This window comes from Flavobacterium sp. KS-LB2 (assembly GCF_036895565.1).
Taxonomy (GTDB): Bacteria; Bacteroidota; Bacteroidia; order Flavobacteriales; family Flavobacteriaceae; genus Flavobacterium.
In genome coordinates this window covers 2,404,191-2,419,725 of record NZ_CP145904.1, presented here as the reverse complement: position 1 = coordinate 2,419,725, position 15,535 = coordinate 2,404,191, and the positions used below count along the sequence as shown (strand labels likewise).

Annotated in this window: 11 protein-coding genes; 3 read left to right on the top strand and 8 right to left on the bottom strand. The window is 35.2% G+C overall.

The window, feature by feature from the left end:
- Window positions 1-72 precede the first annotated feature (72 nt).
- Window positions 73-930 (top strand): alpha/beta fold hydrolase, encoded by an 858-nt coding sequence (locus tag V5J73_RS10305; protein ID WP_338645646.1) that lies wholly within the window; start codon window positions 73-75, stop codon window positions 928-930.
- Between the two features lie 4 nt (window positions 931-934).
- Here V5J73_RS10305 and V5J73_RS10300 read toward each other — a convergent pair whose 3' ends face one another.
- The 6 genes from V5J73_RS10300 to trmD all read right to left on the bottom strand — a co-directional run bounded on the left by V5J73_RS10300 (window position 935) and on the right by trmD (window position 8,610).
- Entirely contained in the window at window positions 935-1,597 is a 663-nt protein-coding gene (locus V5J73_RS10300) for a thiamine diphosphokinase (RefSeq protein WP_338645644.1), read from the bottom strand.
- A 265-nt stretch (window positions 1,598-1,862) separates the two neighbouring features.
- On the bottom strand, window positions 1,863-2,684 hold the full coding sequence (locus V5J73_RS10295) for a DUF4249 domain-containing protein (RefSeq protein WP_338645642.1): 822 nt from the start codon (window positions 2,682-2,684) through the stop codon (window positions 1,863-1,865).
- Between the two features lie 41 nt (window positions 2,685-2,725).
- Entirely contained in the window at window positions 2,726-5,107 is a 2,382-nt protein-coding gene (locus V5J73_RS10290) for a TonB-dependent receptor (protein ID WP_338645640.1), read from the bottom strand.
- 150 nt (window positions 5,108-5,257) lie between these two features.
- Complete coding sequence (locus V5J73_RS10285) at window positions 5,258-7,369, bottom strand: NADP-dependent isocitrate dehydrogenase (protein WP_338648612.1); 2,112 nt, start codon at window positions 7,367-7,369, stop codon at window positions 5,258-5,260.
- 39 nt (window positions 7,370-7,408) lie between these two features.
- Window positions 7,409-7,759: a 50S ribosomal protein L19 gene (gene rplS, locus V5J73_RS10280; protein ID WP_338645638.1), complete on the bottom strand. Its 351-nt coding sequence runs from the start codon at window positions 7,757-7,759 to the stop codon at window positions 7,409-7,411.
- A 173-nt stretch (window positions 7,760-7,932) separates the two neighbouring features.
- Entirely contained in the window at window positions 7,933-8,610 is a 678-nt protein-coding gene (trmD, locus tag V5J73_RS10275) for a tRNA (guanosine(37)-N1)-methyltransferase TrmD (RefSeq protein ID WP_338645636.1), read from the bottom strand.
- A gap of 207 nt (window positions 8,611-8,817) precedes the next feature.
- On the opposite strand from trmD, the gene V5J73_RS10270 reads away from it, so the two are divergent.
- Window positions 8,818-10,944, top strand: coding sequence for a M3 family metallopeptidase (locus tag V5J73_RS10270; protein ID WP_445236399.1), 2,127 nt, complete (start codon window positions 8,818-8,820; stop codon window positions 10,942-10,944).
- Window positions 10,945-11,114: 170 nt separating this feature from the next.
- On the opposite strand, the gene V5J73_RS10265 is transcribed toward V5J73_RS10270, so the two are convergent.
- Entirely contained in the window at window positions 11,115-13,628 is a 2,514-nt protein-coding gene (locus V5J73_RS10265) for a M14 metallopeptidase family protein (RefSeq protein WP_338645635.1), read from the bottom strand.
- A 262-nt stretch (window positions 13,629-13,890) separates the two neighbouring features.
- Here V5J73_RS10265 and V5J73_RS10260 point away from each other — a divergent pair, with 262 nt between their 5' ends.
- Window positions 13,891-14,823, top strand: coding sequence for a peptidylprolyl isomerase (locus V5J73_RS10260; protein ID WP_338645633.1), 933 nt, complete (start codon window positions 13,891-13,893; stop codon window positions 14,821-14,823).
- Between the two features lie 319 nt (window positions 14,824-15,142).
- Here the strand turns inward: V5J73_RS10260 and V5J73_RS10255 are convergent, their stop codons facing one another.
- A complete protein-coding gene (locus V5J73_RS10255; RefSeq protein WP_338645632.1) occupies window positions 15,143-15,532 on the bottom strand; it encodes a GreA/GreB family elongation factor in 390 nt (129 codons plus the stop codon).
- Between the last annotated feature and the right edge of the window lie 3 nt (window positions 15,533-15,535).

Here is a 15,535-nt window from a genome sequence, read left to right as displayed (position 1 = left end):
AATAGATTGTTGCTGTTTTTTTGAAACCTAAAAACGGTTACTTTTATAGAAAATACAAATAGAATGACTTTTATGGCCGCCTCATTTCATTTCAAAAAGAGATATATAGCGTATAGTTTTATGTTTTTGTATATCGTAATGTGTCAATCTTGTATGACGATGCGATTTTCGAATAAAGAAACAATAAAATTTTTTTCCGCATCTCGAACCGTGTTTCAGGATAAGATAATTGGTTTTGATGGTTATAAAATACATTATTTAGAAACGGGTAGTATTCAGAAACCAACCTTGTTTTTTATTCATGGTTCTCCCGGAAGTTGGAATGCTTTTAAAGAATATCTTACGGATACTTTATTGCTTAAAAAATACCGAATGATAGCTATTGACCGACCAGGTTTTGGATACAGTGATTTTGGCGATGCTCAAAATTTAAAGGTGCAATCTAAAAGAATATCTGAATTCATCAAAAAAATCGATAATAAAAAGCCACTAATTTTAGTAGGGCATTCCGTTGGCGGACCAGTTGTGGCTCAGTTAGCCGTTGATCATCCGTCTTGGTACAAACGATTGGTGATACTGGCTGGTTCATTGGACCCAAAAGCGGAGAACCCAGAGAAATGGAGAACCGTTATCAAGGAATCGCCTTTGCGATATCTAATTCCTGGAGCATTACGCCCTTCCAATGATGAGTTGTGGTGGTTGAAACAAGATTTGGTGGACTTAGAACCAGAGCTAGAAAAAATTACTTGTGATGTCACCATAATACATGGAACAAAAGATGTTTTAGTACCTTATAGTAATGTTGCGTTTATGAAAAAAAAGTTTGTCAATGTAAAATCAATCGATACGATAACGATAGAGAAAGCCAATCATTTTATTCCGTGGAGTCATTATGAGATTGTGAGAAATGCGTTGTTGGATATACAATAAATGTTTAATCTAGACATTCCATCATCAATAAGTCGCCTTCATCATGTTCGATTGTTACGATTCCATCTTTGATAACATGATTGCTACTTCCACTTCTGTAACCAATGGTCAGACTATCATCTTTCAATGGGTAAAATAAATTATCCGAATGGATTCCCGTAACGTGACCAATAGGAATTAATGATATAGGAGTGTTCGCCGTATACCATTTTTCGAATTTCTTGGGCAATAAAAAGACTTTTGAATGATCGTCCAGAATGACAATTTTCAATAGGTTTCTATATCTCGTAATATTGGTCAGATTCGTAATTGTATGATCGGCTCTTCGTCCGGTGGCCCAAATTACGTTTACGGCAGGAATTTTTCGTTCGATTAAATAGTCAAAAGCCTTTTCTAAATCGGTTTTATTTTGATCTGGCGTGTGAATGATTTCAATTGGATATTGAGTCGTTTTATAAATTTCAGGATCAAAACCTCTGTCAAAATCCCCTAAAAGCACATCGACTTTGATGTCTAATTCCATGACGCGAACCATAGCCGAATCCAATACCACCACAAGCGGTGACCATTCCAGTAATTGACCCAATAGTTCCGGATTACAGGAAGCACCATTGGCAATGATTAAAGCGGGTTCTTGGTCGTCGCGAACGATATGGTGTGAAGACATGAGGATTGTAGATTTAAGAACTGTGAATTAAGATTTTAGGTTTTGGCAGTCGATAATAAAATGGATTCTAGACTGTAAAGTTAGTTAAAATATGCAAACTGGAAAGTGTGACTGTCCTTTAGCCCAGATAGCAATGAAAGCCAAAACAAGTTGTAAACTTTAGTTTTCTGGGTGTAGAAGAGCGACCAAAGGAAGCTCCTTGTACGGACTGGAAAACTGTTTAGAACCTGTTTTGGTTGTAGTGAACAGCTGGAATAGCTCCTAATTATTCAAGCGTAAAATTTCTTACGTCGACTTCACTGAGGGAGAAATAGCCCAGCGGATAGTTAGCTGAATCTGTAGTGTTTATAATATTTCCTCTTACGGTTGCCGGTGGGGATTGAAATGGTCCACCGCCATTGTTTCCTGCTATACTTACTAAAACACTCATGTAATTGTAGTATGCTTTTGAAATTCCAAAGTGGCTAACCTCAATTTTATCGTCTTTTTTTAATTCATCATTTTGTGAAATACTAAAAAATTCGTTTCCGTTGAAAAACTCATCTTGATCCACATAAAAATTTGATTTTACCTGGTTTGAATACACATATTTGTAAAGGTAATAATTAGTTTCACCAGCCGGATCTTGATAGAATGTTTTAATTTCTATATCAGTACCAGTAAAACCACCTTGATTGTTTTGAACAATTTTTGTGATTGGGGTAACGGGTTTCAATGTTTCAGTAGCAGTATAGGTATTGCCATTGCTAATCACTGTCAGCGTATAGGTTTCGTTGATTACCGGTATAAAAGTAGCACAAGTATATTCGCCGGTTTTTTGGATTTCGGAAAAATTGAAAACAACATTAGTGCTGTTTTTTATGGAAACTGTTGCGCCGGAAACTTTTGGAATTTCAGTGCTGTAAAATCCGGTTGTAGTAGTCAGTTTTATTTTCTGTTGATTTCCGGAAGTCCCTTTTTTCCAATTGATTGCCGCTTCAATAACTAGTTTTGGTGGTGCATTGTCTAAATCAACTTCGATAACATCTTCACAACTCGCTGAAAAAATAGCGATGAAAAGTACCAGATATAGTGTTATTTTTTTCATGATTTCATGTTTTTATTTTGTTCTCTTTTGAAAGAATATCCTTAGAATTTAAAGTTATAACTCACTGCTGGAACTATGCCAAAAATAGAAGTTTTTATAGCTTCATTGCTTCCAGTATCTACGTTTTGTCTGAAATTGATGGAAGCCGCATTTTTCCGATTGTATAAATTGTAAATGCTGAAAACCCATTCGCCTTTCCATTCCCTATTTTTATTTTTTGTAGGAGTCAAAGTAGCGGCAATGTCAAGATGGTGGTAGGCTGGAAGCCGATTTTCATTTCTCAGTCCGTAACTAGGTACATTGATTCCTAAGTATTCATATTGTCCAACAGGATAGGTCACAGGTTGTCCGGTTTGTAAAGCGAAATTAGCTCCAAAAGACCATTTTTCGTTTAAATTATACGATGTGGTTACAGCAACATTATGCAGTTTATCATACACTGAATTGTACCATTTCCCGTTGTTGATCCCAGTTTCTATTGAGGTTCTTCCCGGAGTTTGTTGCTCTGATTTAGATAATGTGTACGAAATCCAACCATTAAATTTTCCTTCATTCTTTCGGAACATGATTTCTAAACCATACGATCTTAATTGACCGTTTAGGATTATTTGCTCAATAGCTTTATTGGCAATCAAATCAGCACCGTCAATATAATCCAATCGGTTTTGAACTTCTTTATAATACGTTTCTACTTCAAGAGAATACATATCGTCATTGAAGTTTTTAAAGTAACCTAAAGCAACCTGATCGGCAATTTGAGGTTTTATAAAACGATCACTTGGCGTCCAGACATCAAGTGGAGTAGGCGATGAGGTATTCGAAATCAGTTGTAAGTATTGCACCATTCTGTTGTAACTCGCTTTGACAGATTGCTCCTCATTGATTTGATAGGCCAATGAAAAACGCGGTTCCAGATAATCATAGCTTTGCATGACTTTATTTCTGTCGTAAAATTTGGTGCCAATTGGAGTTGCTTTTTCATAAATCTGTAAATCCGAATTAAAGAGTACTGGATTGTCATTTTCATAAATATTCACCGTAGATTGTCCCAAACGGTAAAACATACTGTAACGTAATCCGTAAGATAATGCTATTCTATCGGATATTTCGTGATCAGCATTGATGTAAAGCGCAGGTTCAAAAGCATATTTTTTATCCAATTGGGCAAAATTTATTCCGGAGTTTTCATCAGATGGTTTGATGGTTCCCGGATTGAACTCGTAATAGATTCCGTTTAGTCCGTAATTCAATTTAAATTTATCCGAAATGTAATTCTTGAAATCGTATTTGATGTTGTAATTTTTGATGCCCGAATCCCATTTGAAACCAACAAAATCCAAATCTAAACCGTAATAATAATCGCTGTAAATGAGTGATAAATTTGAAAATAATTTTTCAGAAAACAAGTGGTTCCACCTCAGATTAACCGTTGTATTGCCATAAATGTTAGCAAAACTATCTTTCAAACTAAATACATCTCTACCAAAATATCCAGATAAAAAGAGACTATTGTTTGGGTCTAGTTTGTAGCTTAATTTAGTATTTAGATCATAAAAATAAGCTGCATTATCTTTTTGTTCTTCGGAAAGCTTTAGAAATAAATGCGCATAGGAACTACGGCCGCCAATAAGAAACGAACCTTTATCTTTTACCAACGGTCCTTCGGCCAAAATACGGCTAGAAATTAACCCGATTCCACCATTAACATGAAATTCTTTGCTATTACCGTCTTTTTGATAAATATCTAAAACAGAAGACGCTCTTCCGCCATAACGTGCTGGAATGCCCCCTTTGTACAATTTTAAATCTTTGATAGCATCTGGATTAAAAACAGAGAAAAAACCAAAAACATGCGATGAATTAAAGATAGTTGCTTCGTCTAATAAAATCAAATTTTGGTCGGCTCCACCACCACGAACATTGAAACCCGAGGCGCCTTCGCCTGCATTAGTAACTCCAGGAAGTAATAAAATAGATTTTAAAACATCAACTTCTCCTAGAACTACTGGCATTTTTTTAATAGTGGCAATTGAAAGTTTATTGACACTCATTTCGGGTTTCTTAATGTCAATTTTTGTTTTATTGTCCGTTATAATTACTTCTTTTAATGCGGTTTCATTACTGTATAAATTGAAGTTATTTTTTATGTTTTGGTTTAAATTTATTGATTCTTCAATGGTTTGATAACCCAAATAGCTTATTTGAACGGTATAGTTTCCTTTTGGTATTGTAATGGAGAAAAATCCGTATTCATTGGTAGTTACGCCAGTTTTTAATGCTGGAATTACAACGTTGACACCTATTAAAGTTTCATTGCTATTGGCATCAATAATAGTTCCGCTTAGCGTGAATTTTTCTTGAGCGAAAGCAGAAAATGTGACGAATAATACGAATAGTAAGATACTAATTTTCTTTGGAATCATTGTTTACAGTTTATCAAAATGAAGTTTGCAAATTACATTAAATAGAATTTCAATTGCATTATAACAGATGTTAAGCTATTGCTAATATAAAAAAAAGACAACTGTTTGCAGTTGTCTTTTAATTGTAATGCTATATATTACAGCAGTTCATTAAGCGATTTTTGCCAATATAGAATTGAACGTTTCGCTTGGACGCATGGCTCTGCTTGTTAATTCAGGATTTGGTTGGTAATGACCACCAATTTCTTGAGGTTTTCCTTGTGCAGCAATTAACTCGGTATTGATTTTCGCTTCGTTTGCTACAAATTCTGTTGCAATAGGAGTAAAGATCGCTTTTAAAGCAGGTTCTTTGTCTTGTGCTGCCAATGCTTCTGCCCAATACATTGCCAAGTAAAAGTGAGAACCACGGTTGTCAATTCCACCAAGTTTACGTGATGGTGATTTATCAGTTGCTAAGAATTTTTCTGTTGCAACATCAAGAGTTTCTGCCAAAACAATTGCTTTAGAATTGTTTAAAGTTTGACCTAAATGCTCTAGTGAAGCACCTAAAGCTAAGAATTCACCAAGGGAATCCCAACGTAAATATCCTTCTGCAGTAAATTGCTCCACGTGTTTTGGAGCTGATCCACCTGCACCAGTTTCAAACAAACCACCACCATTCATTAATGGAACGATAGATAGCATTTTTGCTGATGTTCCCACTTCTAAAATTGGGAATAAATCAGTTAAATAGTCACGCAATACGTTTCCTGTTACAGAAATAGTATCTAATCCTTTGATGATTCTGTCTAATGTAAAGTTTGTAGCTTCAATAGGATTTAGAATTTGAATGTCTAAACCAGTAGTATCGTGATCTTTTAAATATTTAGTAACTTTTAATATCAGTTCTCTATCGTGAGCTCTATTGTTATCCAACCAGAAAATAGCGGGAGTATTAGACAAACGTGCTCTGTTCACAGCTAGTTTTACCCAGTCTTGAATAGGAGCATCTTTTGCTTGACACATTCTAAAAATATCATTCGTTTCAACGGCTTGTTCCATCAAAACGTTTCCGTTTGTATCTACTACACGCACTATTCCGTCAGCAGTCATTTGAAATGTTTTGTCATGAGAACCATATTCTTCTGCTTTTTGAGCCATCAAACCTACGTTTGGAACACTTCCCATTGTAGTTGGGTCAAAAGCGCCATGTTTTTTACAAAAATCAATAGTAGCTGTATAAACACCAGCATAACATCTGTCCGGAATCATGGCTACAGTATCTTGTAGTTTGCCTTCTTTATTGTACATCTGTCCTGAAGTACGAATCATTGCTGGCATAGAAGCATCCACAATCACATCCGAAGGGACATGAAGATTTGTAATACCTTTTTCAGAATTTACCATGGCTAAAGCTGGACCATTTTCTATCGCTTGGTTTAATGCTGCTTCTATTTCAGCTTGCATTGGTTTTCCTGCGATTTTAGCGTATATATCACCTAAACCGTTTCTGGTATCGATATTCAATTCATTAAATAAAGTAGCGTATTTTGCGAAAACATCTGCAAAATATACTTCTACGATAGCTCCAAAAATAATTGGATCAGAAACTTTCATCATTGTTGCTTTCAAGTGAACAGAAAGTAAAATGTTTAGTTTTTTTGCCTCATCAATTGTTTTCGCTACAAAACTTTTTAAAGCGTTCAAGTTCATAACTGAACTGTCAATTATTTCACCCACTTTTAGTGGAGTACTTGCTTTTAGAACAGTAGTTGAACCATCTTTAGCAACGAATTGTATTTTTACATCGGTAGCGTCAGTAACTGATTTTTCACTTCCGTAAAAATCACCGCTTTCCATAGAAGCTACGTGTGTTTTTGAGTCAGCAGACCAAGCTCCCATAGAATGTGGGTTTGCTTTAGCGTAGTTTTTTACTGCTTTTGGTGCTCTACGATCAGAGTTTCCTTCGCGTAAAACAGGATTTACAGCTGAACCCAGTATTTTAGAATATTTAGCTTTGATAGTTTTCTCTTCCTCGTTTTGCGGTTCTTCAGGGAAGTTTGGCAAATTGTAACCATGAGATTGTAATTCAGTAATAGCTGCTTTTAATTGTGGGACAGATGCTGATACATTTGGTAATTTTATGATATTAGCTTCTGGAGTTGTTGCTAATTGCCCAAGTTCTGATAAAGCATCACCTATTTTTTGATCATCAGTCAAAAATTCAGGGAAATTTGCTAAAATTCTCCCAGCTAAAGAGATGTCTCTAGTTTCAATTTCAATGTCAGATTTGTTGGGACTTTATAATAAAGAGACAGTAAACTATCTTCTTTTGTCTTTGATTTTTGCTTTTTTACCAGTAAGTTCTCTGAAGTAGAAAATTCTAGCTCTACGTACAGCACCTTTCTTATTGATTTCAATTTTTTGTAAAGCTGGCAAGTTTACTGGAAAGATACGCTCTACTCCAACTGCACCTGACATTTTACGAATAGTAAAAGTTTCTGTGTTAGCAGAACCTCTTCTTTGGATTACAACTCCTTTGAAAAACTGAGTTCTAGTTTTTTCACCCTCTCTAATTTCGTAGTAAACAGTGATTGTGTCTCCCGCTGCAAAAGCTGGAAATTCTTTTCTTGTTACGAATTCGTCTTGAACGAATTTCATTAAATCTGCCATGATAATTTTTTTAATTATGGTTTGTGTTAAATCAACATTCACGGATCTCGCCAGAGGTTAACTTAATGTGGGCGCAAAAGTAACTAAAAAAGTTTAAAGTTTAAAGTTTTTCTTGTTTAAAGTTTCGAAGTTGTTGAATACCAACTTCAAACCATAAACCTGAAACAAATTTTTTACTCCTCTAGCAAATCCGGTCTTCTGTTCTTCGTATGATCGTAGGCCATATCCTCACGCCATTTATCAATTTTAGCAAAATTACCGCTGGTCAAAACCTCTGGAACTTTCCATCCTTTGTAGTCCGCAGGGCGAGTATATATAGGTCCTGACAATAATCCGTCTTGAAAACTATCTGTTAATGCTGAGGTTTCGTCACTCAAAACGCCAGGGATCAATCGGATTAAAGCGTCTGATAATACTAAAGCACCTAGTTCACCACCGCTCAACACATAATCACCAATAGAGATTTCCTTAGTGATAAAATGATCGCGTACGCGTTGATCTACACCTTTATAATGACCGCAAAGGATAATAATATTTTCATACATTGACATGGTGTTCGCCATTTTCTGGTTCAAGGTTTCCCCGTCTGGTGACATATAAATGATTTCGTCGTAGGTTCTTTCGCTTTTCAAATGTGTAATACAGGCATCAATAGGTTGCACTGTCATGACCATTCCGGCACCACCGCCATAAGGATAATCATCCACACTTTTTTGTTTGTTGGTCGTATAATCACGCAGGTTGTGAAAATGAACTTCTACCAACCCTTTGTCGATAGCACGTTTCATAATCGAAGCCTCAAAAGGACTTCGCAATAATTCTGGGAGAACAGTAACAATATCAATGCGCATAATTTTTCTTAAAAAGGTTCTAAGTCGCAAAGGTACAAAGATGCGAAGGTTTTCAAATAACCAAATCAACGATTAAACTTTTTTTAGGAACTTTTTAGATTTTAGCTTAACCACCGCTACTTCTTGCAGGAATTAATTCTTCACCGCAATATTTAATACTATACTTTTTTCAACTACATTTATGTCTTAAAAATAAACCACTTAATTATGCGAATTTTTTCGAAAATAATCGTTGCTAGTTCCTTTTTTATAGTTGCTTCTTTCCAAACAGAAACAATTTATGCACAAAACAAATCTGTTAAGATGACGAATCCTCTTTTACAAAAAAGTACGTTGCAGTATCAAGCACCGACTTTTGATTTAATTAAAGACGAGCATTTTAAACCTGCTTTTGAATATGGATTAAAAGTGCACGATCAAGAAATTGATAAGATTATCAATAATCCAGCGAAACCTACTTTTCAAAATACGGTATTGGCATTAGAAACTAGCGGGGTAGATTTAAACAGAGCCGTAAGTGTTTTTTACAATTTAACTGGGGCGAATACCAACCCGACCTTGCAAGCAATTGATGAGGAGTATGCGCCTATTTTTTCTGGACATAATGATAAAATTTATTTAAATAATAAGTTGTACAATCGTTTCAAGGCAATCAATTTAGCTAGTTTGAAAGGAGAAGATAAAAAATTGACGCAATATTATTTGCAACAATTTGAATTGGCAGGAGCCAATTTATCTGACGCTGATAAAGTTAAAATGAAAAAAATCAATGAAGAGTTAGCAACTTTAAGCACGCTTTTTGTAAATAAACTTTTAATTGCTCGAAAAAACGGAGCTGTTTTCTTTGATAATTCAAGTGACCTAGCCGGTTTAAGTGATGCCGAAATTGCTGCTGCTAAAGCAAAAGCGACAGAAGCAGGCCAAGATGGGAAATATTTCATAGGATTACAAAACACCACTCAGCAACCCGTATTAAAAAGTCTTAGTAATAGAGCAAGTCGAGAAAAAATTTTCAAAGCATCTTGGTACCGCGCCGAGAAAAATGATGATGGTGATACTCGAGAAGTGATCGAACGAACAGCAAAATTGCGTTTGCAAAAAGCAAATTTGATGGGTAAGAAGAGTTTTGCCGAATGGAAGTTGCAAGATCAAATGGCGCAATCACCAGCACCTGCGATGGATTTATTGGCAAAAATTGCCACGCCTGCTGTTGCCAAAGCTAAAGTGGAGGCCAAGGAGATTCAGGATCTTATCGATGCTCAAAACGGAGGTTTTAAATTAGAACCTTGGGATTGGGATTTTTACTCAGAGCAAGTTAGAAAAGCCAAATATGATTTAGATGAGAGCCAAATAAAACCGTATTTCGAAATTACTTCTGTCTTAGAAAAAGGCGTATTTTTTGCTGCAAAGCAAATGTATGGTCTAACATTTAAGGAAAGAAATGATTTACCAGTATACAATCCTGATGTAAAAGCATATGAGGTTTATGATGCTGACGGAAAGTCAATTGCTATTTATTATTTAGATTTTTACACCAGAGACAATAAAAATGGTGGCGCTTGGATGAGTAATTTTGTCAGTCAATCGCACTACTTGAAACAAAAACCAGTGATTGTTAATGTGTATAATTTTGCCAAACCAACTGCGGGAAATCCGTCTTTGATAAGTTTTGATGATGTGACGACATTATTTCATGAGTTTGGTCATACGTTGCACGGTTTGTTCGCGAATCAACAGTATGTGACACTTTCTGGTACCGCAGTTCCAAGAGATTATGTCGAATTTCCTTCGCAAATCAACGAACATGCGGCTTTAGACTCTACGGTTTTAAAAAATTATGCCATACATTATCAAACCAAACAGGCCATTCCTCAGGAATTAATTGATAAAATTAAAAAAGCAGATACGTTTAATAAAGGATATGTTGTGACCGAGCTTTTGGCTGCAGCAACATTAGATATGGCTTGGCATAGTGTTACGAAGGAGTCCGATTTTAAACCTGTATTAGAGTTTGAAAAAGATGCACTTACAAAATACGGATTATTAGTTAATGAAGTTCCAACACGATATCACACGCCTTATTTTGCTCACATTTGGGGCGGAGGCTATTCTGCAGGATATTATGCGTATACGTGGTCTAAAACTTTAGATTATAACGCGTTTGATTGGATGCAAGCTAATGGTGGTATGACAAGAGCCAATTGTGAACGTTTTAAAAAATATATTTTATCTGTGGGGAACAGTGTAGATTTAAATAAAGCTTTCAAAGATTTTATTGGACATGACATGCAAATAGAACCGTATTTGAGGAATGCTGGGTTGTTAGAAAAATAGTTGCTATTTTCAACTATTAAAAAAAATGACATTCGAAAGAATGTCATTTTTTTTGTACTCAATTTATTCTGATTTTATTTGATAACAAGACTGTATGTAGAATGTAATTGCTTTCAGTTCAAAGTCAGTAATACATCATATCTTGGTCTGTAGCAGAGAAACCACACTTTTTACATCAATTTACTAAAGAAAATTGCATTCCATAATAGTTTTTCAGTTCCTAACCAAAATGCTCTAAAGTTGGTATTGTCTGTAAATACAATTATGTTTCCATCTCCTTTTTTAATGCATTGAAAAGGGACGGTTTCTTTTAAAAGTGCCAATTTTTCTTTTGAAATATAACCACTAATTAATGGCGTTTTTGTGTATTGAATAGGGTTGTTGTAACTATTTTTATTGGGTTCAATCATGATTGAGGTATTCCTAAAAATAGGCAATGTATTGCGAGGCATTCCAAAATTAATAGGATGTGATAAGTCTAATCTTGTTTCAAAAATAGCTCCAGCAATTTCTTGCGCTCCTTTATAATCATCCGTATGCTCGAAGGAAACTGCCTTGGCTTCCATATTTGAGGTTTTAAGCGTAAGTTCAGTTAATTCATTTTTATTCAGCCATTTAATTGCGTCTTGGTAAGCAATTAGTGTTCCGCCGTTTTGAACCCATTGACTGATTTTAGTTGTTGTTTTAGCTGAAATTTTAGCATAAGAACCATTTACTAAAATCAAAGTAGTGTACTTACTCAAATTTACTCCTTCTAGCTGTTCCATGTCAATTTTGGTCAAAGGCATTGCAGCTTTTTGGTCAAACATATACCAAATTTCACCGGCATCAGAGGGATCAACACCTTGCCCCACAATCATGGCTACTTTTGGTTGTGTTAAAGTAACAAAATTGGGATTGCCTAAATTAATACCGTCTGTAAAACCAGTTTCAACAGCTGTGATTTCGATAGCATACTCGGGAATACTTTGACTTAAATAAGTAAATATTTCGTCACTATTTAATTCTTGATTTTGAACAGGAACAAATAAAGATCCATAAGAAAACATTTTTCCGTTATGTGTAAATGGTTTTTTAGTGGTTCGTACACGCAGGCCTTTGGCTAATAATTGGTTCAGTAATTTGGGTGATTTATGATCTGTCCATTCCACCAAATAGCCGATTTCGCTTTTTTTGGAAACAAAACCTTTTTTTAAATTCGGCACATAATCACTACCTGCATTATCAAGTGTATTTACGCCCTCAAAGTTGAGGTTAAAAGCCAAATCAAAACTCCATGCTGAAATATCATAAAACAGACTGTCCTTAAACTGTAATTGACGGTCAAATATCGCATTGATGAGCTTGGTGTTTTGTTGTGCGACAGGTATGATGTAACTAAGGTTTTTAGAAAATTTCTTTTTGTTGATGACAACATCCTCCTTTAATTCTTGTATTTTTATTTTATGCTGACTTAAAATTTTTGCTAATTCATGTACTCTTGAAGCATCTTTTTCGTCACCAAAAACATATCCTTTTACTTTGCTTTTGTTGCTGTCCATTTTAGCATTTTTGTAAAAATCTCTTTGGTACGCTAGTAATTCTTCACGCATATCTGTGGTTGCTTGCAGTGTTGACAAACTGGTTGTAAATTGATTTCTGATGGTAAATGGAAAAGTCAAAATACCGTTAGCACTTTCTTGCGCATGTCCTCTGGAGCTGGCTTGTTCAAATAAAATTCCGATAGCCCCATTTATATCAGGATAGGACGAACCTTTCCCGTAATAAAAATCGTCGTAGTTTTCTTCAACAAAATACGAACTGCCTATTTTATCTAAGGCTTTGGCGTGGTATCCTGCAATTTTACGAGTTAATATTTGATTTAATTCTGGAGTAAGCGGATTGGTACGAGTGGGTTCACCTGGCTGAAAAAAGTAAGTAGAATTGGTGCCCATTTCATGAAAATCGCACAAGACATTCGGTATCCATTTTCTAAAGGTTTTTATTCGAGCCTGACTTTCTGGAAGCTGCACGGGCAACCAGTCTCTATTCATATCAAACCAGTAGTGGTTAAAACGACCTCTCGGCCAAGCTTCATTGAACTCGCGATCGTTAGGGTCTGTAACTAAATTGGAACTTTTATTGCTATTAACCCAAGTCGAAAAACGATGCAATCCATCTGGATTAAAAGACGGATCTAATAAAATGATTGTTTTGTCTAATGTTTTCATCAATTCTGGGCTGTCATTCGCTGCTAGATAATAAGTCAAGGCGATTGCTGCACCAGTTCCGCTGGACTCATTTCCATGAATAGAATACCCTAAATAAATTACAATTGGTAAGTCTGACAGATCATTATTATTGGTGTTAGCATCAGTAATTGCAACATGTCGTTTAAGAATTTCGTCAATGTTGGCCAAGTTTTTTGGACTAGAAATGGTCAACAATTGTAACGGTCGGTTTTCAAACGTATAGCCGGTCGTTTCAATTTTGATTCTATCCGATGCTTTTGCCACTTCTCTCATATAATTCGCTACTTGCGTATGATCTGTATGCATTTCACCCAATTCAAAATTAAGGATACTTTTTGGCGTTGGAATTTTTGTATTGTAGGTGCCGTTTTGAGGTAAATAGTAATCAAGTGACTTTTTTTGCCCGATACTCAAAAAAGGAATGCATAGCAAAAGGGAATAGATAAATTTCATTTGGTTTGGTGTTCGTTAAGGTTGTAAATATAAAAAGTATTGTATTGTCGTTTTACTGATTTGATGTTAAAAAATGCACTCGATTACTTGAAATTATGTTTTTTTGGGTATTTCTGTCGCTTTAAATGGAATTGTTTTGGTTCATCGTCATTATACAAATTTCTTTTTTATTTAACGTCACGTTGGCAAATCAAAAGTTTCATGCAATAGGTTGAAATAAATTTAATTTGTAAATTTGCCATTCAATAAAAATTAAAAAAAAATGGAAAACGGAATATATGCTAAATTCAACACTACCAAAGGTGCGATTTTAGTAAAACTAACACACGATTTGACTCCTGGAACAGTGGGGAACTTCGTAGGATTGGCAGAAGGAAACTTAGAAAATAAAGTAAAACCGCAAGGGGTTAAGTTTTATGATGGATTAAAATTCCACAGAGTGATTCCTGATTTCATGATTCAAGGTGGTTGTCCACTAGGAACTGGAACTGGAGATCCAGGGTACAAATTTGATGATGAATTTCACCCAAGTTTAAAACACAACCGTCCTGGAGTTTTAGCAATGGCTAACTCTGGACCTGGAACAAACGGTTCTCAGTTCTACATTACACACATTCCAACGGATTGGCTAGATAACAAACATACAGTTTTTGGTCATGTTGTAGAAGGTCAAGATATTGTAGATTCTGTAGAACAAGGTGATGTTCTAGAGTCTTTAGAAATTATCAGAGAAGGTGAAGAAGCTAAAAATTGGAATGCAATTGAGGCTTTTATCACTTTCAAAGGAGCGCGTAACAAGCGTGATGCAGCTTTAAGAGCAGATGCTGAAGCGGCAATGGAAAAATTAGCTGCTGGTTTTGAAAAAACAGAAAGTGGTTTGCGTTACCAATTCATCCAAAAAGGAGAAGGTAAAAAAGCAGAGAATGGAAAAATTGTTTCAGTACATTACACTGGACAACTTCCTGACGGAAAAGTTTTTGATAGTTCTTACCCTCGTAAAAAACCAATTGAATTTCCATTAGGAAGAGGAAACGTTATCGAAGGATGGGATGAAGGAATTGCCTTGTTGCGTGTAGGTGACAAAGCACGTTTCGTAATTCCGGCTCATTTAGGATATGGAGCGCGCGGTGCAGGAGGAGCAATTCCACCAAACGCTACTTTGATTTTTGACGTTGAATTAATGGATGTTAAATAAAGAGTGAAATAAGGACTACATTATTAGACGTTTTAATTTTGTATCGACTTAAAATTCTATTTATCTTTGAATTACCCCTAAATAGTTATATGCTATTTGGGGGTATTTTTTTTGTAAAGAAAAACCAAATAGAATTATGGATTTAAACTTTTAGGGTATAAAATTTTTTGAAGTAGTTGTTGAAATTGAAGATTTATCAAAGAAAAGGATTAGATTTTAAATCTAAGAATCCCTTTTATTAATGAAATATTTGATTGTCAGATTTATATAAAAAGATAAAAAAAACACCTTCATAAAATGAGGTGTTAAAAGAATGTAACTAGTCGTTTGAAGTATTAGTTACGGCAATTATTTTTAAATTTTTAATGCCGGCTGGTAATTGCCATTCTACTTCGTCATTTTCTTTAAAGCCTATTATAGCGACGCATAAAGGAGCCAAAACAGAAACTTTTCCTTCTTTAATGTTGGATTGTGAAGGCATTACAATTTGAATATTCATTCGCTGTTTTGTCTTGGTGTCTTCGACTGTTGCATGAGAATTCATTCGGATAATAGACTCGTCAAGAACACTTCCTTTGTTGACGATTGCTCGATCTAATTCTTGTGTAAGCAAAGCGATCTCTCTAATATTTGTACTGTCTTTTGCATTTTTTACCAATTCTCGAAGAATGTTATAATCGGTAATTGTTAAAATTGGTGTTGGTTTCATATG